General features: G+C 65.4%; 19 protein-coding genes and 1 tRNA gene. 10 read left to right on the top strand and 10 right to left on the bottom strand.

The features are described from left to right. The first annotated feature begins 71 nt into the window (after positions 1-71). From ACGYLI_RS09435 to ACGYLI_RS09400, 8 genes are all read left to right on the top strand, one after another. On the top strand, positions 72-581 hold the full coding sequence (locus ACGYLI_RS09435; protein ID WP_394418998.1) for an SH3 domain-containing protein: 510 nt from the start codon (positions 72-74) through the stop codon (positions 579-581). A gap of 78 nt (positions 582-659) precedes the next feature. Continuing rightward, on the top strand, positions 660-1,652 hold the full coding sequence (locus ACGYLI_RS09430; protein WP_394419178.1) for an NADPH:quinone reductase: 993 nt from the start codon (positions 660-662) through the stop codon (positions 1,650-1,652). A gap of 71 nt (positions 1,653-1,723) precedes the next feature. Then, a complete protein-coding gene (locus ACGYLI_RS09425; protein ID WP_394418997.1) occupies positions 1,724-3,067 on the top strand; it encodes a mechanosensitive ion channel domain-containing protein in 1,344 nt (447 codons plus the stop codon). Positions 3,068-3,129: 62 nt separating this feature from the next. Next, positions 3,130-3,204, top strand: a tRNA-Gln gene (locus tag ACGYLI_RS09420). A 105-nt stretch (positions 3,205-3,309) separates the two neighbouring features. Continuing rightward, a complete protein-coding gene (locus tag ACGYLI_RS09415; RefSeq protein ID WP_394418996.1) occupies positions 3,310-3,681 on the top strand; it encodes a polyketide synthase in 372 nt (123 codons plus the stop codon). Between the two features lie 42 nt (positions 3,682-3,723). Beyond that, complete coding sequence (locus tag ACGYLI_RS09410) at positions 3,724-4,215, top strand: copper chaperone PCu(A)C (protein WP_394418995.1); 492 nt, start codon at positions 3,724-3,726, stop codon at positions 4,213-4,215. A gap of 33 nt (positions 4,216-4,248) precedes the next feature. Continuing rightward, a complete protein-coding gene (locus ACGYLI_RS09405; protein WP_394418994.1) occupies positions 4,249-4,608 on the top strand; it encodes a hypothetical protein in 360 nt (119 codons plus the stop codon). Between the two features lie 40 nt (positions 4,609-4,648). Then, positions 4,649-6,058: a PepSY-associated TM helix domain-containing protein gene (locus ACGYLI_RS09400; RefSeq protein ID WP_394418993.1), complete on the top strand. Its 1,410-nt coding sequence runs from the start codon at positions 4,649-4,651 to the stop codon at positions 6,056-6,058. 45 nt (positions 6,059-6,103) lie between these two features. On the opposite strand, the gene ACGYLI_RS09395 is transcribed toward ACGYLI_RS09400, so the two are convergent. The 5 genes from ACGYLI_RS09395 to ACGYLI_RS09375 form a co-directional block, all read right to left on the bottom strand. Next, on the bottom strand, positions 6,104-7,018 hold the full coding sequence (locus tag ACGYLI_RS09395; RefSeq protein WP_394418992.1) for a D-amino acid aminotransferase: 915 nt from the start codon (positions 7,016-7,018) through the stop codon (positions 6,104-6,106). 232 nt (positions 7,019-7,250) lie between these two features. Further along, entirely contained in the window at positions 7,251-8,057 is an 807-nt protein-coding gene (locus tag ACGYLI_RS09390; protein ID WP_209217161.1) for an ABC transporter permease, read from the bottom strand. Then, positions 8,050-8,817 (bottom strand): ABC transporter ATP-binding protein, encoded by a 768-nt coding sequence (locus ACGYLI_RS09385; protein WP_394418991.1) that lies wholly within the window; start codon positions 8,815-8,817, stop codon positions 8,050-8,052. The genes ACGYLI_RS09390 and ACGYLI_RS09385 overlap by 8 nt, the downstream gene beginning before the upstream one ends. A gap of 81 nt (positions 8,818-8,898) precedes the next feature. After that, positions 8,899-10,158 (bottom strand): cation:proton antiporter, encoded by a 1,260-nt coding sequence (locus ACGYLI_RS09380; RefSeq protein WP_394418990.1) that lies wholly within the window; start codon positions 10,156-10,158, stop codon positions 8,899-8,901. Between the two features lie 173 nt (positions 10,159-10,331). Further along, a complete protein-coding gene (locus ACGYLI_RS09375; RefSeq protein WP_394418989.1) occupies positions 10,332-11,351 on the bottom strand; it encodes an ABC transporter substrate-binding protein in 1,020 nt (339 codons plus the stop codon). A gap of 123 nt (positions 11,352-11,474) precedes the next feature. On the opposite strand from ACGYLI_RS09375, the gene ACGYLI_RS09370 reads away from it, so the two are divergent. Next, complete coding sequence (locus tag ACGYLI_RS09370; protein WP_394418988.1) at positions 11,475-14,681, top strand: 4Fe-4S double cluster binding domain-containing protein; 3,207 nt, start codon at positions 11,475-11,477, stop codon at positions 14,679-14,681. 65 nt (positions 14,682-14,746) lie between these two features. After that, on the top strand, positions 14,747-15,436 hold the full coding sequence (rpe, locus tag ACGYLI_RS09365) for a ribulose-phosphate 3-epimerase (protein WP_394418987.1): 690 nt from the start codon (positions 14,747-14,749) through the stop codon (positions 15,434-15,436). A 33-nt stretch (positions 15,437-15,469) separates the two neighbouring features. On the opposite strand, the gene ACGYLI_RS09360 is transcribed toward rpe, so the two are convergent. Genes ACGYLI_RS09360 through ACGYLI_RS09340 form a run of 5 tightly spaced genes read right to left on the bottom strand, consistent with a single transcriptional unit; the run spans position 15,470 to position 20,504 of the window. Further along, positions 15,470-16,969 (bottom strand): class I adenylate-forming enzyme family protein, encoded by a 1,500-nt coding sequence (locus tag ACGYLI_RS09360; protein ID WP_394418986.1) that lies wholly within the window; start codon positions 16,967-16,969, stop codon positions 15,470-15,472. A gap of 53 nt (positions 16,970-17,022) precedes the next feature. Next, a complete protein-coding gene (locus ACGYLI_RS09355; RefSeq protein WP_394418985.1) occupies positions 17,023-17,790 on the bottom strand; it encodes an oxepin-CoA hydrolase, alternative type in 768 nt (255 codons plus the stop codon). Then, positions 17,787-18,194 (bottom strand): PaaI family thioesterase, encoded by a 408-nt coding sequence (locus ACGYLI_RS09350; protein ID WP_394418984.1) that lies wholly within the window; start codon positions 18,192-18,194, stop codon positions 17,787-17,789. The genes ACGYLI_RS09355 and ACGYLI_RS09350 overlap by 4 nt, the downstream gene beginning before the upstream one ends. Next, positions 18,175-19,308: an acyl-CoA dehydrogenase family protein gene (locus ACGYLI_RS09345; RefSeq protein WP_394418983.1), complete on the bottom strand. Its 1,134-nt coding sequence runs from the start codon at positions 19,306-19,308 to the stop codon at positions 18,175-18,177. Before ACGYLI_RS09345 ends, ACGYLI_RS09350 begins: the two co-directional genes overlap by 20 nt. Next, positions 19,305-20,504: an acyl-CoA dehydrogenase family protein gene (locus ACGYLI_RS09340; RefSeq protein ID WP_394418982.1), complete on the bottom strand. Its 1,200-nt coding sequence runs from the start codon at positions 20,502-20,504 to the stop codon at positions 19,305-19,307. The genes ACGYLI_RS09345 and ACGYLI_RS09340 overlap by 4 nt, the downstream gene beginning before the upstream one ends. Positions 20,505-20,509: the final 5 nt, after the last annotated feature.

The raw sequence follows: 20,509 nt of genomic DNA, 5'->3' as shown, positions 1-20,509 counted from the left end.
AAAGAGCAACAATAACCCGCAGATTTGCACAGCACCGACCCACAGCAGTGAACCGCATAGCAGGCAATTCCATGATAACCGCTTTCTTTCGCAGCGCCCTGATGGTGGGCGCGCTGCTTTTGGCACAGGCGACCTCCGGCGTCGCAGAAGAGGCGCGTGGACAGGTTACGAACCTGCCCCTGCCCCGTTTCGTTTCGATGAAAGCCTCCGAAGGCAATGTGCGCCGCGGCCCGTCCCTGTCGCACCGGATCGACTGGGTCTACAAACGCCGCGAACTGCCGCTCAGGGTCACCGCCGAACACGGGCATTGGCGCCGGGTCGAAGACCGCGACGGCATGGGCGGCTGGGTGCATTACTCGCTTTTGTCCGGCACCCGCACGGTGCTGGTCGAACAAGACATGCTACAATTGCGCATCAATCCCGATCCCAAAGCCGCCGTCGTGGCGCGGCTGGAACTCGGCGTGGTGGCCCGTCTGGGCGAATGCACGCTGGAATGGTGCGAATTGCGGTCAGGCGGCTTTACCGGCTGGGCGCCCAAGGTCCGGCTCTGGGGTGTTGGCCCCAAGGAACTGCGCGAATAACTCCGCCCCGCCGCGCCAATTGCATGATCCCGGCGCATGCGCCACTCTGCCCGCAAAATTCAAGCCGGAGAGAGCGCCATGCAAGCCATCACCTATGACCAATTCGGAGCCGCCGCCGAAGTGCTGCGCCTGTCGGAGGTCGACAGCCCCGCCCCGCAAGCCGGAGAGGTCTGCGTCGCGCTCAGCCATTCGGGCGTGAACCCGTCGGACGTGAAGGCCCGCGCGGGCACCCGCCCCGGCGTCAGCAAACCGCCCTTCCCGCAGGTCATCCCCCATAGCGACGGCGCGGGAGAGATCGTCGCCGTGGGCGCGGGCGTCGATGCGAGCCGCGTGGGCCAGAAGATCTGGATCTGGAACGGCCAGTGGCAACGCGGCTTTGGCACGGCGGCTGAGCAGATCACCCTGCCCGCCCATCAAGCCGTGCCCCTGCCCGATGGCGTCTCGTCCGAGGTCGGCGCGCAGCTTGGCATTCCGGGGCTGACCGCCTGCCACGCCGTCTTTGGCGGCGGCGGGGTGGCCGGGGAAACGGTGCTGATCCAAGGCGGCGCAGGCACGGTGGGCTATCTTGCAGTGCAACTGGCGAAATGGGGCGGGGCCAAGGTGATCGCCACCTGTAGCCCCCGCGACAACGATCTGCTGCGCGATGCAGGCGCCGATGCCGTGTTCAACTACGCCGACCCCGATCTCGCCGCCGCCGTGCTCGATGCCAATGGCGGCAAGCCGGTCGACACCATCGTAGAGACGGAGTTCGGCCTGAACATCACCACCGACACCGAGGTCATCGCCCCCAATGGCCGCATCGCCGCCTATGGCTCGGCGGCGGAAATGTCGCCGGTGCTGCCCTTCTATCCGCTGCTGTTCAAGGCGGTCACGATCGACATCATCCTGATCTACCTGCTGCCCGCAGGCCCGCGCGAACAGGCAATCAACCGGTTGCACCACGCGTTGGAGGACGGCGCCCTGCGCTGCCCCGTCGACACGGTCCTGCCGCTTTCTGAGGCCGCCCGCGCCCATGAGTTGGTCGAGGCCGGACAGCGCAGCGGGGCGGTGCTGCTCGATTGTCAGGGGTAACGCGCTAATTGGCCAAGCCACCGTCCCCCGTCGCCCGGGGCGGTGGCCCATCCCGCTGACGGAGTTCCCCCATGCGCCTCACCGCCGCCCTGCCCCGCCTGTTCCTCTGCCTGCTGCTGAGCTGCGCGCTGCCCCTCACCCCGGCCTTTGCGCAGACCAGCGACCAGCCCGAGGGCACCATCGCCGTCGAAGGCGATGCCACGGCGGACGCCGCCATCGCCAAACGCATCCGCGCCATCCTGCGCGAGCTTGAGGGGTTCGAGAAGGTCCGCGTCTCTGTCGCCTCCGGCATCGTCACGCTGACCGGCACCACGCTTGACACCGCCAGCGCCGCGCGGCTGAACGATTTGGCGGGCCGTGTCGAAGGGGTGGTGGCGATCCGCAACGAGGTGCGCGAAAGCACCGATGTGGCCGAGCGGCTCAACCCCGCCGTAGAGCGTTTCCGGGACCGGATGGCGCAGGCCCTGGCCTTCCTGCCGCTGGCCCTGGTGGCGCTTGGGGTCTTTGGCCTGATCATCGTCGCCGGGCTGGCGCTGGCGCGGCTGCGCAACCCTTGGGATCGGCTCGCCCCCAACGCGTTCATCGCTGACATTTACCGCCAGATCATCCGGCTGGCCTTTGTCATCGCAGCACTGGTTGTGGCGCTGGATATCCTCGGCGCCACGGCGCTGCTCTCGGGCATCCTTGGCGCGGCGGGGATCGTCGGCCTCGCCATCGGTTTCGCGGTGCGCGACACGGTCGAGAATTTCATCGCCTCGGTCATGCTATCGATCCGCCAGCCCTTTCGCCCCAACGACACGGTCGAGATCGACGGCGACACCGGCAAGGTGATCCGCCTGACCAGCCGTGCCACGATCCTGCTGACCTTTGACGGCAACCACCTGCGCATCCCCAATGCCACCGTCTTTAAAAGCCGGATCACCAACTATTCGCGCAACGCCGAGCGGCGGTTCATCTTTACCCTCTCGGTCGCCAGCGACGCCGATCTGGCCCGCGCCCGTGATTTGGCGCTGGAAGTGTTGAACGACCTACCCTTTGTCCTATCCAGCCCCGAAGCCGCCGCTTGGGTGGACGAGGTCGCCGATCACTGGATCAACATGCAATTCGCCGGTTGGATCAACCAAGAAAGCACCGATCTTGTCGCCGCCCGCAGCGAAGCGATTCGCCTGACCCTCTCAGCTTTCGATGCGGCGGGCCTCACCGCGGGGCCACCGGCCTATCGATTGATCTCTCATGGCGAATCGCTGTCGGACGGACCCATCGATTCGCCGCAAACGGCAGCCGCACCCACGAATCCCGCCGCTGTTCAGCCCGTCGACCCCCAAACCGAGCGGGAATTGACCCGCATCGTCGCGCAGGAACGTGCCGAATTGCCCAGCAAAGACCTGCTCTCTGTTGATGCCGCCGAAGAATAGGCTAATTTCTTTAAAACGGGTCTTGCGCCCCGGGCCAGAGAACTTTAGTTAGCGCCCTGTGTTGGGATGTAGCCAAGTGGTAAGGCAACTGTTTTTGGTACAGTGTACCGTAGGTTCGAATCCTACCATCCCAGCCAACACTCTCCCCCGATAGCCCCCCTGCACAGCGCCCGGCCTACGACATCGCGTCGCAGATCAAAGCGCCCTATAGCCTTGCCGCGACAGCCGGGGTATCAGGGCGCATGTCCGCCGTTTCGCGCATATCCTCGCTTCGGGTCAGCCTGACCCTCTTGCTGCTGCTGGCCCTTGCCAGCTTGCCTTTCGCCCATCGGGCGACCGCGCAGGTGCAGCAGGATCCGGCGTTCATCGCCTTTATCCAAGCGGGCGGCACGTTGAGCGACCTTTGCGATGGGCCGGTCGAAGGGCAGAACCATGCGGCATTGGATTGCGAAGCCTGCCGCATCGTCAACGCGCTGATCTTGCCCAGCCCGGCGGATGTCTTGCTGCCGCGCGCGGCGCTGCACTTTGCCACGCCCCGCCTGACCCGCGCCTTGGGCGCACCACGCAGCCCCGCCGGGGCGCCACCGCCTGTCCGGGGGCCTCCCTTCGTCTGAGCCACCACCTTTTTTACACATCTCAGACAATGGAACATGACAATGAAATCTCTCTATACCGCAGCTTTGGCTGCCCTCCTTGCCCTGCCCGCCGCCGCGCATGAGTACACCGCAGGCGCTTTGACCGTCGATCACCCGATGGCCTATGAGACCCCGAAAACCGCCCGCGTGGGCGGCGGCTATCTGACGATCACCAATGGCGGCGACACTGCCGATCGTCTTGTCAGCATCAGCGCCGAGGGCTTTGACGAAGTCTCTCTGCATGAGACGACCACCGATGACATGGGCGTCGCGCGCATGTCCCATGTGGACGGCATCGACCTGCCCGCGGGCGAAACCGTCACCCTCAAGCCCGGGGGGCTGCATGTGATGTTCATGGGTCTCGACGGTGACCCTTTTGAGGAAGGCGAGAAAATCCCCGCCACCCTGACCTTTGAAAAGGCCGGGACCTTGGATGTGACGTTCAATGTCGAAAGCCGCCGCGGGCATGACGCGGGCGGAATGGATCACTCCTCGCACGAGCATAAACACTAAGCCCGAGCCAATCGCAGGATGCGCCGCAAGGCGTTGACCGGCCCGCTTCAACACCTCTGCCTCTGGGCGGTGGTGTTGTTGTTTGGGGCGTTCTCGGCGCTCGCGCCCGGAACCATGCCAGAGCGCCAGCAAGGCGCGCTGACCATGGTGCTGTGCACGGGCTACGGGGTGGAGACGGTGACCATCGGGCCGGATGGCGAACCGGTGCAGCCCGAGCACAAGCCCTGCGACTGGAACCAGCACTCCCTCGCGGCCCTACGCAGGGGGCAGGCGGTGCAGCCCTTGGCCGTCACCTTTCACCCGGCGCCACCGCTGCCCCCTGCCCCTGCCACAGGGCCCAAACCGCGCCGCGCCTCTGTCAAACGCGCAAGGGCGCCGCCACGGGTTCTCTGACCTCCAAACCACATATCAATTCAGTCAGAGGACCAAACACATGGTTTCCATCGATCCTGCAGGCGCGGCAGCCCTGCAAAACGACAACACGCAACGTGCGAACAGCTTTTACCGCGCCGCTTGGCGCTGGCATTTCTATGCCGGGGTCTATGTTATCCCCTTTTTCATCATGCTCGCCCTGACCGGGCTTGTGATGCTTTGGATTGCCTTCATCGGCGGCCGGGACGGAGAGCGGATTGCCGTCACGCCCCAAGACGCGCCCCTTGCCCTCTCCGATCAGGCCGCCGCCGCGCAGGCCAGCATCGAAGGCGGTACCCTTTTGCAATATGTCGCCCCCCGCGCCGATGATCTGGCCGCGATCTTTCGGGTGGACGCGCACGACGTGGCGACCATGGTCGCCGTCGATCCCTATACCGCCGAAGTCCTCGCCAGCTTCCCGCGCCGCAGCGGTTGGTACGACATGGCCGACAACATCCACGGCAGCCTGCTGCTGGGTGTCACCGGCGACCGCATGATTGAGATCGCGGCATCGCTTGGCATGGTGCTGATCGCCACGGGGCTCTACCTCTGGTGGCCGCGCGGCACCGGTTTGCGCGCGGCGTTGCTGCCGCGACTAGGCCGTGGGCGGGCCTTATGGAAATCCCTGCACGGGGCGATCGGGCTTTGGGTGTCGGTCGTGCTGTTCTTCTTCCTGATCTCCGGACTGTCATGGGCCGGTATCTGGGGCGAGAAGATGGTGCAGGCATGGAGCCAGTTCCCGGCGGAGAAATGGGAAGCCCCGCTATCGGATGACATCCACGCCAGCATGAACCACGGGCCCAAGGAGGTGCCTTGGGCGCTGGAGCAAACCCCGATGCCCGCCTCAGGCAGCGATGCCGGGGTGGCAGGATTGGCCGAAGGCACGCCCGCCACGCTTGACACCATCGACGCGCTGGCCCGGCAGATCGGCTTTGACGCGCGCTATCAGATGAACCTGCCCCGCGGCAAGGACGGTGTTTGGACGCTGAGCCGGGATTCGATGAACACCGATGCCGAAGACCCCACCTGCGACCGGACGGTGCATATCGACCGGCACACGGGCAAGATCCTCGCCGATGTGCGCTATGCGGATTATTCGCTGGCCGGGAAGGCGATGGCCGTGGGCATCGCGCTGCATATGGGCACTTTGGGTTGGCCGAGCGTTCTGGCCAATACGCTGTTTTGTCTCTCGGTGATCTTTCTCTGCGTCTCGGGCGTGGTGATGTGGTGGAAACGCCGCCCGGCAAATCCTGCCGGTTGGCTCTCTGCCCCACCCGCGCCGCGCAATATGACGCTGTGGAAAGGCGCGGTTGTGGTCGGTCTGGCCGTGGCGCTGGCCTTTCCGATGGCGGGGGTCACCCTGCTGGTCGTGGGTCTGCTGGATTGGCTCCTGCTCCGCCGCGTGCCCGCGCTCAAGCGCATGGTCTCCTAAGATGCCGCCCGCCCCTCTTCGCGGGGGCGGGCACCCTCGCGGCGTTCAGGCCGTGTGCTGTTTGATCAGCTCTTTGTACAGCGCTTGGATGCGTTTGGTGACAGGCCGCTCGCCCGTGCCGATAGATTTGCCGTCGATCTCGGCCACCGGGGTCTGCGCGCCAAAGGTGCCGGTGAGGAAGGCCTCATCCGCGCCGTAAGCCTCGTAGAGCGAGAAGTTCTTTTCCTTCATCGGGATGCCGTTTTCATGGCACAGGTCAATCACCTTCTGCCGCGTCACCCCGTTCATGCAGTAGTCGCCCGTGGAGGTCCAAACCTCGCCCCGGCGCACGATGAAGAAGTTGCAGGCGTTTGTGGTGTTCACGAAACCATGCGGGTCGAGCATCAGCGCCTCATCCGCGCCCGCTTCCTCGGCCTGAAGGCAGGCGATGATGCAGTTGAGCTTGGAATGGCTGTTAAGCTTCGGGTCTTGGCTGTGCGGTAGGCCGCGCACCTGCGGGACCGAGGCCAGACGGATGCCCTTGGATTGCAGCCGGTCCACGGGTTTGGAATGCTCCATGATGATCACCAGCGTCGGCCCAGTGGTGCTAAGCGACGGGTGTTGAAAGGGTTTGTCCTTGATCCCGCGGGTCAGCATCAGGCGGCAGTGCACGTCATCATGCATGTCATTGGCCTCCGCCGTGCGGCGCAGGGCGTCGGCGATGCCGGCCTTGTCCATCCCCACGTAGAGTGAGATCGCTTTGCAGGAGTTGAAGAAGCGGTCCATATGCTCATCGAAGAAGGCCCATGTGCCGTTGTAGAGGCGCATGCCCTCCCAAATGCCGTCGCCCAGCATGAAGCCCGCGTCATAGACCGAGACTTTGGCTTCGTCGCGGTGCAGGATGTCGCCATTGACGTAGATCTTGATGTCGCGGTTGCGCGCGTCTTCGTCGGCGGCGTGGGTGGTGGTGTGTTCGGTCATGATGGGGTCCGTTGGTGAGGGCGGTTGGCGCTATTGATACGCAAATGGTCCGCTCTTACCACCCCGGCCCGGAATCAAGCCGCAGGCGCCGGGCCATCGCCTGCCCGCCCGGACGGGTTGGCGATTTGGTGAGGCTGAGCGTGGCCTCGCGGGACGCACATCACGGTTGAACCATAAAGTGGCACGAGGGACCGTCAGATCGCCTACCCGCGGGCAGGCGCTGGCCCTTGTGTTATACCCGCCAGCTCAACACGCGCCGCTCCACAAAGGCCACAGCCGCCGACACCGCCACGCCCAGCAGCGACAAGATCACCACCCCCGCAAACAGCCGCTCCAAGTCATAAAGACTCCCCGCCTGCAGGATATACGCCCCAATCCCATATTCCGCGCCCAGCATCTCTGCCGCCACCAGCAGGATAATCGCGATCGTCAGCGAAATCCGCAGTCCCGAAAGGATCCCCGGCATCGCGCCGGGCACCACGATCTTGGACACGATCGACCACCAGCCAAGCCCGAAACTCTGCCCCATGCGGATCAGCACCCGGTCCACATTGTCCACCGCCGCATAGGTCGCCACCACCGTGGGCGTGAAGGTGCCAAAGGCGATCAACGCGTATTTGCTGGCCTCATCAATCCCGAACCAGATGACGAAGAGCGGCAGCAGCGCGATCTTAGGGATCGGGAAAATCGCGGCCACCAGCGGCACCAGCCCCGCGCGGACCAAAGAGAACAACCCGATCAACACGCCAATACCGATGCCCAATGAGGCACCGATCAGCGCGCCCACCGCCAGACGGGTCAGCGAGGGGCCGAGGTGTTTGAACAGCATCCCCGACTGGTAAAGCTCTTGAAAGGTCAGCAAGACATCGCTGGGCCGCGGCAGGGTCAGGGGCGAGATGAAGCCGCTGCGCGTGCCCCATTCCGCCAGCAGGATCAGCACCACGAAAACCGCAAGCCCCACGCCGCGCCGCGTGCCGGGCTGGAAGCCACCGCCGCGAAAAGTGACCTCGCGGGCATTCACATCCGTCATTTCAGCCATCGATCAACTCCGCATCCGCCGCCGCGGCCTCATCACGCATCAAGCCCCAAAGGTGCTGCTGCTGCGCCTCCAATGCCGGGTCGCCGTGGCGCCGCTCGGCCAGTGGCATGTCCAACTCCACCACCTCACGCAGCTCACCCGGACGGCGCGACAGGACGACGATCTTATGCCCCAGCCGCACCGCCTCGGCGAGGTTGTGTGTCACATAGACCGCCGTGAAAGGCTGCCGCGTCCAGAGCGCCACAAGGTCATCCATCAGCAATTCGCGGGTCTGGCTGTCAAGCGCGCTCAGCGGCTCATCCATCAGCATCACGGCGGGGTTCACCGCCAGCGCCCGGGCAATCGCCACCCGCTGTTTCATCCCGCCCGACAACTGCTTGGGCAGCGCATCGGCGAAATCGGTCAGCTTGGTCCGCGCCAAGACATCGGCGATGATCGCCTCGCGCCGCGCCTTGCCCAGCCCATGCCCCTCCAGCACCAGCGCCACATTGCCGCGCACCGTGCGCCAAGGCAGCAGGGCGAAGTCCTGAAAAATATAGGTCAGCGGGTTCAGACAGTCCGCAGGCGCATCGCCCATTTGCAACACCCGACCTTCGCTGGGGCGTTCCAACCCGCCCAGCATCCGCAGCAAAGTGGATTTGCCACAGCCCGACGGGCCGACGATGCAGACGATCTGGCCGGAGGGAATGTCGAGCGTGATGTCACGCAACACTTGGGTATCGCCATAATAATGGCTGACGGAGGAAAGCTTGAGGTCCATGCCGCCCTTTTTCAGCAAAAACGCCCCGCGCGCAATGTGCGATCCGCAAGCGGGCGCGACCGCCCTGCCCCGCGGGGTCGGTTAGGAGCGCGGCTCCCCCTTACCGCGCAGCCCGTCCACCGCGATCCCGGCGGTGAACCCATGCACCAAGGTCGACAGAAGGATGGCAAAACCCACCATCGCCCACAGCGGCTCCTCGTCCAAAAACTCGACCTTCCCCGCCGCATAGGCAAGGTAATAGATCGACCCGATCCCCCGTATCCCATAGAGCGCGATAACCCAGCGGGGGCGCGTCTCAAGCGGCGTGCCCATAAGCGACAGCCACCCCGCCAAGGGGCGCACGACAAAGATCAGCGCCAGCACGATCACCGCGCCTGCAAGGGTCAGATCGCTCAGCAAGGCAGGCATCACCGCGCCAATCGCCACCAGCAAAAGCGCCGTCAGCGCATGTTCAACAGCGGCGGTGAAGTCATGCAAACGGCGGTGGAATGCATGATCCGCCTCGACCCGCCGGATCACCAGACCGGCCATTGCCACGGCGATAAAGCCATAGCCCTCGGCCAATTCGGTGGTGCCATAGCACAACAGCACCCCCGCCAAGGCCACCACGCCCGAGGAGGTTTCGGCCAGTACCGCATTGCGCGGCACCGCGAAGAGAACCTGCCCCAAGGCCCAGCCCCCCGCAGCCCCCATGACGGCACCCACGGCGATGCGCCAAAAGACGTCCCGCGCCAGCCATTCCACGCCCCAAGACGCCGGGGCCAACCCCTCGGCGGCGACCAGAATGCCAAGGTAGACGAAAGGAAAGGCCAAGCCGTCATTGAGTGCCGCCTCGGTCGTCAGCGCGAAACGCACCGGATGCTCGCCACCCTCATGCGGCGGGCCGACCTGCACATCGGCGGCCAGAACCGGATCGGTGGGCGCCATCACCGCCCCCAAGAGGATCGCGCCCGCCGCAGTCATCCCCGCAAAGGCCCAGCCCATCAGCGCGACCGACAGGATCGTCAGCGGCATGGTCAGCGCCAGCAACCGCGCCGTCGGCCCCCAGCGGGACCAATCCGAAAGCCGGTCTATCCGCAGCCCCGTCGCGAAAAGCGCGACGATCACGCAAAGCTCCGACACGACCTCCCAAGGGAAGGGCATGGTGCGCGGGTCGGGGAATGTCGGCATGCCGGGGACAAGGGCGAAGACCCCCATGCCCAAAAGGATCAACAGCCCCGAGGCCGCAGGCTCTCGCCGACTGAAGAAACGGGGCAGCCAATGGGCAAGGATGACCACCGCCCCCACGGCCCCTAATGCGAAATGATAGCCGTTCAGGGCGAAAAAACTGCCGTCGCTCACCGTCGTTTCCCGTTTTCTGGTCAGGGGCTTGGCCCCGCATCAGCATCATAGGTATTTTCGCACGGCGGTATTGCCAGTCATGCGCGGCGGAAATCCCCTTGCAGGCCCAAAAGGAAAAGGCGCGCCCGTGGGGAGCGCGCCTTGCACTGCGTAGCATTCAGAGAGTCGCGCGATCAGCTGCCCATCGTCTCAACATAAGAGGTGTCGATCAGCGTGTCCAAAGTGATGTCGGCATCGACCAACCCTTCGGACTGGAACCACTCCAACTGATCGCGGACCGAGGCGACGTTCAGCTTGGCCCCTTCGTTCAGGCGCATGGTGCCATTGATGATCGAAGGCGCGGCCTTGTCGCGCGGGCGGTCGGTGTAGACATATTTGTGGATCAGATCGACCATCTCATCCACGCCCGCATCGCCGCCTTCCTTGGCGATCATCGCCGCGTTGTAATCGGCGACACCTTTGGAATAACCGGCGAGGAAATTCTTGGTCATCTCCTGCTCATTCGTGGCGTTTTTGGTCGAGGTGAAGACCGTGGTCACCTGATAATCCGGCAGATAGGTCGCCACATCACCGATGATATGCACGGCACCCGACCCGGCCAGCGGCTTGGCGATATGCGGCACGATCGACCATGCGTCGATCTGGCCCGACTTCAGCGCGCCGATCACCGCGCCGACCTTTTGCAGCGGCTTGAACTTGAGGTCGATCCCCTCAGCCGCGGCCATTTTGGAGCCCATATAGTGGAAGGACGACCCCGCCTGCGTCATGCCAAAGCTCTTGCCGTCCAACATGCCCGGCGCGGTGATGCCCGCCTGATAAGCCGCGTCGGAGACGAGGAATTTCTGCCCGTCGATGCCCTGCTCTTCTTGCAGGCCGCCGCCGATCACCTTGACCGCGCCCTTTTGCGCCAGCGACACCAGCCCACCGGAAATCGCGGTGATCGCATAGTCCACATCGCCGCTGGCAATCGCCACGGCCATTGGCTGCGCGGCCTCGAAAAAGCGCAGTTCGACATCCAGACCGGCCTCTTTGAAATAATCCCGTTCAAAGCCGACGAAGCTGCCCGCGTGGCTGGTGAAACGCAGCGCGCCCAGAGTGATCTTGCGGTTCTGCGCCAGTGCCGGTGCCGCCAGCCCCACAGCCGTTGCGGCGCCCAAAGTTGCGATGGCCTGACGGCGGGTGAACAGGGTCATGATCTTACTCCTCCAATTTTGCCGCAGCATGGTCGGCGGCTGCGCAAAAAGTCAAGCGAGAGCGGTATTTACCGATACAACCAAGACTAGCATATCATCCCAAAGCGTGGCATCGATTTGTCCATGAAGCTCTTTTCGTCCAAGACCCGCCCCATGCACCTCGGCCCCTTTCCGCTGGAACGGCTGCGCCGGTTACAGGCACCGCATGACCGGCTGCCCAAGACGCCCGAGCCGGAACTGCGGTTCGAGCGACCCGAGGCACCGCAGAGCATCTGCAACGCCATGGCCCCCTTTCAGGCGATGATGGACGTGCTGCGCGACGGGCCTGTCAACAGGGCGGGCGCAGTGATCCCCGACAGCCCGCAGGAGCGGGCCAACCATCTGAAATCCTTTGGCTATTACAACGATGCCTCGATGATGGGCATCTGCGCCCTGCCGCGCGCGGCAGGGCTACCCTACCCGCGCCGCAGCCAAGGCACCGCGCAATTGGCCGAAGGTCTGCGCAGCCGCCAGACCAAGACGCTGGCCGCGGGCGTCGATGTAATCATGGCCAACCTGCGCGACGCCGTGGATGCGCCAGAAACCCCGATCGACGGCCACAGTCATGCGCTGGTGATCCTCACCGCCTACCCCCGCGACCCGCGCGGGGGCGAGCCGGGCAGCGACTGGATCATGGACGCGCAAGCCGAGCGCGCCTGCCTGCGCGGGACCGAGAACGCCACCGTGCTCGCCGAATACATCCGCCAGTTGGGCTTCGCAGCCAAGGTCCATTCCGCCACGACCTCGGAAGTAAACCTCGGCCAGCTGGCCGTGGCCGCGGGGCTCGCGGTGGTGGAGGGCGGCAGGCTGCAAGCGCCATGGATCGGCCCGCGTTTCGGGCTGGCCGTGGTCACGACCGACATGACACTCGCCCCTGACATGCCGCTTTGCCCCTTGGCCGAACAGCCGTGGTCGGTGCTGAAAGGCCCACATTGGCAGTTTGGCATCCACGGCGGGATCAGCGCGCGCGACGTCGACCCTTACGCGCGGCGTGATTATGCCATGGGCCCGCATCCCTTCGAGACGTTGAAGCGGGTGGCGGAACCCACCACCTACATCGACGCCCCCAATGTGCCGCGCGTGCCGAAGCGTGGAGACCTCTTCGCACGCGGGCAGTTCGGCGACATGGGGCCGAAGGTGCAAAACGCCATGAAGGGCGGGCATCACGTGATCAAATCCGCCCCCTCCGCCGCACAGCGCCGCCTGCTGGGCGCGCTGATCCTGTTGCAGGACGGGCCGGTGAACGAAGACGCCCCCGAGGCCGGGGATGCCGCCCGCAATGCGGCGAACCTCAAGGCAGCGAGCTATTTTCTGGGCGCCGATGCCGCGGGCCTCTCGGCCTGCCCGGAGTGGACGTGGTACAGCCACGATGCCACCGGCACCCCGATCACCCCGCCGCATGACCAAGCGCTGAGCCTGATCATCGACCAGGGGTATGACACGATGGAAGGCTCTTCGGGCGACGACTGGATCGCCGTGTCGCAATCCATGCGCGCCTACCTGCGGTTCTCGATGCTGGGCGGCGTGCTGGCGCAGCATCTGCGCAACCTCGGGCATTCCGCCAAGGCCCATACGGTGATGGACGGCGACGTGCTGCAACCGCCGCTCCTGCTGCTGGCGGGCTTGGGCGAGGTCAGCCGCATCGGGGAGGTGATCCTGAACCCCTTTCTCGGCCCGCGACTGAAATCCGGCGTGGTCACCACCACCCTGCCCGTCGCCCACGACAAGCCCATCGACTTCGGCCTGCAAAAGTTCTGCGAGGCCTGCAACAAATGCGCCCGCGAATGCCCCTCCGGCGCGATCACCGCGGGGCCGAAGAAGATGTTCAACGGCTACGAGATTTGGAAATCCGACAGCCAGAAATGCGCCACCTACCGGATCACCAACCAAGGCGGCGCCATGTGCGGGCGCTGCATGAAGACCTGCCCGTGGAACCTAGAAGGGCTCTTTGCCGAAGCGCCCTTCCGCTGGGCCGCCTCGAACATTCCCGCCGCCGCACCGCTCTTAGCCAAGCTCGACGACAAGGTCGGCAAAGGACGTCTGAACCCGGTGAAGAAATGGTGGTGGGACATCGAACGCAAGCCCTCGGGCCAGTTCGATACCCCCGCGCAACCCGTGAACGCGCGCGACCTGCAACCGGAGTTGGACCTTAGGTTTGAAGACCAGACCCTCGCCGTCTACCCCGCCCCGCTGGCCCCGCACCCGTGGCCCTATCCCGACCCGATGAACCGCGAGGCCGGGATCAAGGCCCATGCCGCCCTGATCAGGGCCGATGAACACCGCCGCAAGACGGCAGCGGGGGAGACCGACCACCTGCATCTCTACAAAGTCGGCAGCGATACCCCGGTGCTCGACCTGCGGATCACCGCGGTGGAGGAGCTGAACGCCACGACAAGGCTTTACGACATCGCCCACCCCGAGGGGCATGACCTGCCCGCATGGACGGCGGGCGCGCATCTCGATCTGGTGGTGGCCCCGGAATACCTGCGCCCCTATTCGCTCTTGGGCGACCCCGAAGACCGCAGCCGTTACCGCATCGCCGTGCTGCGCGAGGAAGCGGGCCGCGGCGGTTCGGCCCTGCTGCACCGGGTGTTTACGCAGGGCCGCCGCATCTTCGTCGGCAAGCCGGTGAACCATTTCAAACTTATCGAAGACGCCCCCCACAGCCTACTGATGGGCGGCGGCATCGGCATCACGCCGATGATCGCTTTCGCGCATCGTCTGCATGCGCTCGGGCGGCCCTTCGATCTGCATTATTCTGCCTCGACCCGCGAGGCCGCGGCCTTTGCCAAGGAACTGGCCGCCATGCCCTGGGCCGACCGGGTGCATCTGCATATCTCCGCCGAGGGCACCCGCGCCGACCTGCCCGCGATCATGGCCCGCGCGCCCGAGGGAACCCATGTCTACACCTGCGGGGCGGACGCCTATATGCAATCGGTCATGGCCGCTGCCGAGGGCGCAGGCATCCCCGAAGAGGCGCGGCATCTTGAATACTTCTCGACCCCCGAGCTGCCGGATTACGAGAACCACCCCTTTACGCTAAAGCTCACCTCGGGCCGCGAAATCGACGTCGGGGCCGAGGAGACAGCCGCCGAGGCGCTGATCGCGGCGGGGGTGCCGGTGGACCTGAAATGCTCCGACGGCATCTGTGGCGTCTGCAAATGCGGGCTGCGCGGCGGCGAGGTCGAACACCGCGACTTCGTGCTCTCGGCCAAGCAACGCGAGGGGGCGATCATCCTCTGCCAGTCCCGCGCAGCGCAGCCCGGCGGGGTGCTGGAGCTCGACCTCTAGCCCTCTTTCCCCGGGGGCGGTCAGCCGTTATGAGGGGCCAACCCTCGTAACAAAGGCCTGCCCCCATGACTTTCGACCGTTCGATCAAGATCGCCCCCTCCATCCTCGCTGCCGATTTCGCCAATTTCGGTGCCGAATGCCAAGCCATCGAAGCCCAAGGCGCCGATTGGGTGCATGTGGACGTGATGGATGGCCATTTCGTGCCCAACATCACCTTCGGCCCCGCCACCTGCGCGGCGATCCGGCCCCATATCAAGGGCGTGATGGACGTGCATCTGATGATCGCCCCGGTCGATCCCTATATCGAAGCCTTCGCCAAGGCGGGCGCCGATTTCATCACCGCACATGTCGAGACTGGCCCGCATATCCACCGCACCCTGCAAGCGATCCGCGGCGCGGGTGCCAAGGCGGGCGTGGCGCTGAACCCCGGCACGCCGGCGAGCGCGGTGGCCGAGATCCTCGACATGGTCGATCTGGTCTGCGTGATGACCGTGAACCCCGGTTTCGGCGGGCAGAAGTTCATCGACATGACCGCCAAGATCCGCGAGCTGCGCAGCATGATCGGCGACCGGCCCGTGCATATCGAGATCGACGGCGGCGTCGATCCCAAGACCGCGCCGCTGGTGGCGCAGGCCGGGGCCGATGTGCTGGTGGCGGGCTCTGCCGTCTTCAAGGGCGGTTCGGTCAGCGATCCTGCGCCCTATGGCGAGAACATTCGCGCGATCCGCGCCGCGGCAGAAGGGACTTACGTCTGATAAAGATGCGGGGCTCCTCTGCGCCCCGCCCCGTCACGCCAGTTGATCGGCAAAGGCCGTCAGCAAGCGGTGCTTCAGGATCTTGCCCGTGGGCGCTGCGGGGAGATCAGTGGCCACGATGATCTGTGCGGGTCGTTTGTAGCCGGTGAGCCGTTCCTTGACGAAACCGCGCAGCTCCTCTGCCGTGACCTCGTCCCCCGGTGCCACCTGCACGAAGGCCAGCACCTCTTCATCGCCCTCGCGTCGCCGTCCGACCACCGCCGATTGCACCACGCGCGGGTGATCGTTCAACGCGGCTTCCACCTCAGGCGGGTAGACGTTGAAACCGCCGTGGATGATCAACTCTTTTGAGCGTCCGAGGATGTGCAGCCGCCCCTCCTCATCGAGCTTACCCAGATCGCCGGTGTGTAGCCAGCCCTCGGCGTCGATGGCTTTGTCGGTCTCAGTCGGGTTGCGGTAATAGCCCTTCATCACATGCGGGCCGCGCACCAGCACCTCGCCCTCGCCCGCGCCATTGCCGCCGGGGGCTTGGTCGTCGATCTTGCACTCGGTGCCCGGCGTCACCGGCCCGACGGAGGTATCGGGGGAGCCAAGCGCATTGGTCGTGGCCGATGCGCCCGAGCAGGTCTCAGTCATGCCGAAACCGTTTTGCAAGGGCAGTTCGTAGAAAGCCTCGGCCTTGCGCTTCCATGCGGGATCCAGCGGCGCGCCGCCCGAAGAGACATAGCGCAATGTCGGGCTGGCCAGTTTCGCCATGCCACCTTCGCGCGAGTATTGCATGACGAGCGCGTGCATCTGCGGCACCGCAGGCAGGATCGTCACGTCTTCATGGGTCGCGGCATGCAGTTTCGCGGCGGAGAAGCGGCTTTCCTGCCGCACCTTCGCGCCCGCGCTAACCGCAGCCATCAGCACCGAGACAAGGCCGAAGACATGGGTCATCGGCAAGACGCCATAGACCACATCGCCCGGCACCATCTGGCGCAGATCGGCAGAGGCCCGCGCGCCGAAGCGCAGGTTGGAATGGGTCAGCATCACGCCCTTGGGGTCACCCGTGGTGCCGGTAGTATAAAGCAACACCGCCACGTCATGCAGATCGGCATCCGGGCTGCTGGGCAGCGGTGTGGCAAGGTGCAGGCTGCCGAAATCGCCCGTAATTTCGCGCGCGTTCAGCCGTTCCGCATGGGCCGCCGCCTCGGGCGAGACCTCGCAGGTCAGCAGAACCGCCGCCGGGGTGGCGTGGTTGATGATGCGGGTGACCTCGGCCTCGCTCTGGCGGGCGTTGACGGGGATCGCCACGGCGTCCAACTCCCACGCGGCATAGAGCCCGGCCACGGCGGAAACGCAGTTTTCCACCATCAACAGCACGCGGTCGCCCGCCTGCACCCCCGCGGCGCGCAATTCCGCCGCCAAGGCCCGACGCGCGCGGTCCAGATCGGCAAAGCTCCAAGCCGCGCCGCTGGCGTCGCTCAGCGCTGGTGCCTCTGGGCGGGTCGCCAATTGCTCAGCTAGAAAATCCTGTACCCTGGCATTCATGGGTGTCTCCTCCTGCCTAATAGCGGCCCCCTCCTCCGGCAGCCGCCGCCCGGCTAGAACCGGGGCTTTCGTTTCTCCAAAAAGGCCGCGATGCCCTCGGCGGCTTCGTCGCCGCCCGCGGCGCGGGCCATGGCGTTGCGCTCGGCGTCGAGCTGCGCGGCTTCGTCGGTCTCATAGGCCTGCCCGACCAAGGCCCGGATCGTGGCTTGCGCGTCGCGCGGGCCCGCGGCCAGCGTGTCGGCCAGCATCAGCGCCTCGTCGAGCGCGCGGCCATTGGGGCAGATGCGGTTGACCGCGCCCAGTTCGGCAAAGCGCATGGCCATGACCGGGCGGCCCAGCAGGCACATCTCCATCGCCAAGGGGCGCGGCAGGAGCCGTGCGAGTGACGCCGTCAGCCCCGCATCGGGCACAAGCCCGGCCTTGACGTAGGCGGCGGTGAACTGCGCGTCCTCGCAGGCCACGATCATGTCGCAGGCCAGCGCCAGTGACAGGCCCGCGCCCGCGGCACCACCTTCGACGGCGGCAATGACAGGCACCGGGCAGGCGCGGATCGACCGTACCAGATCATGCAAGGCATCGACCCGCTCGCGGCGGACCTCCTCGGTCAGCTTGCGGCGTTCGATGAGCACGTTGAGGTCACCCCCGGCGCAGAAGAACCGCCCCTCGGAGGTCAGGATCACCGCGCGGATGCGCGGCTCCTCGGCAAGTCGCATCGCCTCGGCAATCGCGTCGTAGAGCGCGGGCGTCAGCGCGCCGCGTTTCTCTGCGTTGCCGTTCCAGACGATCAGCCGGTCGCCGCGGTCCTCGATACGTGCGCTCATGTCTTGGCCCTCTTGAATACGCCGGTGGCGCGCGACAGCAGGCGGCCTTCGGCATCGTGCAACTGCGCCTCGGCGTAGAGAATCTTGAAGCCCCCGCCGGTGACGCGCCCTGTGGCGATGATCCGCCCCTCGCGGACCGCGCCGATGTAGTCGGTGGTCAGCGAGAGCGTCAGCATCGGCACGAAAGGCCCGCTCATCGCGCAGTGCCGCGCGCAGGCGAAACCGGCGGCAACGTCAAGCATCAGCGTATGCAGCCCGCCGTGCAGCACGCCCGAAACATTCAGGTGCTGCGGGCCGAGGTCGAGCGTCACGCGGGTGCTGCCATCGGGGTTCGACAGGTCGGGGGTAAACCCGATCAGCTGCTGAACCCCGCTGGTCGGTGCATCATGCGGCGGATAGTGCAATGAACCGCTCCAAATGATGGTCAACATCGCCAAAGCGGTGGTCCGCCATGGTGATGCGCTTGGCGATATGCGCCAGTTCGTACTCCTGCGTCATGGCGATGCCGCCATGCATCTGGATCGTGTCCTCCGCGACCAGACGGCCAACGCGGCCCATCAGGTTCTTGGCGGCCGAGACGTGACGCTCGCGGCTGGCGCGGTCGTCCTCCAGATGGCCTGCCGCGTTGATCACGGCCGAGCGCGCCTGTTCGAGGTCGATGAGCAGGTCCGCCATGCGATGCGCCAGCGCTTGGAAGCTGCCGATGGGGCGGCCGAACTGCTTGCGGGTCCCGAGGTACTCGCGAGTGAGGTCGCAGGCGGTCTCCATCGCGCCCAGCGTTTCGGCGCAGAGCGCGGCGGTGGCCATGGCGGTGCGTGTCTCGATGGCGTCAAATGCCTTGCCCGCCGCGCCCAGACGGGCGCTTTCCGGCAGGGTCACGTCATCCAGCGTTACCTCGGCGGCGCGGCCACCGGCCAAGAGCGCGTAGCCGGTCACGGTTAAACCCTTCGCATCCGCGGGTACGAGGAAGAGCGAGATGCCATCGCGGTCCCCTGCCTCCCCGCTTTCGCGGGCGGAGACGACGAGCAAGTCGGCGGCCTCGGCATTGGCCACCACGGCCTTGCGGCCGCTGAGCACGATCTGGTCGCCGTTTTGCGTGGCCGAGGTGGTGACCCGCTCGAGGTCATAGCGGCTGCCCGGCTCGCCATGGGCGAAGGCCAGTTGCAGCGCGCCGCCGATCAGTTGCTCGATATGCTCTTGCTGTTCTTCGGTGCCGAGATCGGCGATCAGCCCACCGGCCAGCACGGCACTGTCCAGAAGCGGTTCGACCACCCCGGCGCGGCCCAGCTCTTCGAAGACCACGGCAAGGTCGAAACCCGCACCGCCGAAACCGCCCTGTTCCTCGGTGAAGAGCGCGCCGATCACGCCCAGTTCGGCCAGACCTTCCCAGATCTGGGTCGAATAGCCGGTCTCGCTTTCAAGGATGCGGTTGCGGGTCTCAGTGTCGTATTTGTCACGCAGGAAGCGCCGCAGGCTGTCCTGCAGCATCTGGCGTTCTTCAGTCAGGTCGAAATTCATTTGCCACCTCCCAACATGGTCTTGGCGATGATCTGGCGCTGGATCTCGTTGGAGCCGCCGAAGATCGACAGTTTGCGGTTGTTGAAATATTGCGCGGCCACGGGGCCGGCATCATTGGGATCGGGCAGCGCATCGTTGCTGCCTGCCACGGCCTCGGAGGCGAAGGGCATTGCGTAGACCCCAGCCGCACGGCGCGCGAGGTCGTTGATCTCCTGCCGGATGATCGTGCCTTTGACCTTCAGCATGGAGCTTTCCACGCCCGGCGCCTGCCCTGCAGCGGCTTTCGAGATGATCCGCAGATTGGTGGTGGCCATCGCCATCAGGTCGATCTCAGCCTGTGCCACGCGGGCGGCGAAATGCGGGTTCTCGATCAGCGGACGGCCCCCGGCCATCTCGGACTTGGCGATGCGTTTGACGGCCTGAAGACCGGCTTGGGAGAAGCCCACGCCCGCGATGTTGGTGCGCTCATGGGTCAGCAGGTACTTGGCGTAGGTCCAGCCCTTGTTCTCCTCGCCCACGAGGTTCTCGGCAGGCACCTTGACGTTGTCGAAGAAGACCTCGTTCACCTCGGCGCCGCCATCCAGCAGGATGATCGGGCGCACGGTGATGCCCGGCGTCTCCATGTCGATCAGCAGGAAGGAGATGCCCTCTTGCTGTTTCACGTCCTTGTCGGTGCGCACGAGGCAGAAGATCATGTTGGCGTGCTGGCCCAGCGTGGTCCATGTCTTCTGGCCGTTGACCACGTAGTGATCGCCGTCCTTCACCGCGGTGGTCTTCAGCGAGGCGAGGTCCGACCCGGCGCCCGGCTCGGAATAGCCCTGACACCACCAGTCTTCGCCCGAGAGAATCCGCGGCAACCAGTAGTCCTGCTGCTCTTTCGAGCCGAACTTCTGCAGCACCGGCGCCAGCATCGACAGGCCAAAGGGCACGATGCGCGGCGCGTGGTGGGCGGCGGCCTCTTCCTCGAAGATGTGGCGCTGCACGGCGTTCCACGCCGCCCCGCCGAACTCCTTGGGCCAGTTGGTCGCGAGCCAGCCCTGTTCGTTCAGGATCGCGTGCCAGCGCTCGTGGTCATCCTTGGTCAGCTCCTGCCCGCGGCGCACCTTCTCAGAAAGCTCGCTTGGCAGTTTCTCGGCGAGGAATTGACGCACCTCCTCGCGGAAGGCGCGTTCTTCGTCTGTATAGCTCAGGTCCATGTCGG

Origin of the sequence: Sulfitobacter sp. 1A13421, assembly GCF_043557285.1 — a bacterium.
GTDB classification, from domain to species: Bacteria; Pseudomonadota; Alphaproteobacteria; order Rhodobacterales; family Rhodobacteraceae; genus Sulfitobacter; species Sulfitobacter faviae.
This window is presented reverse-complemented; position numbering and strand designations above follow the sequence as displayed.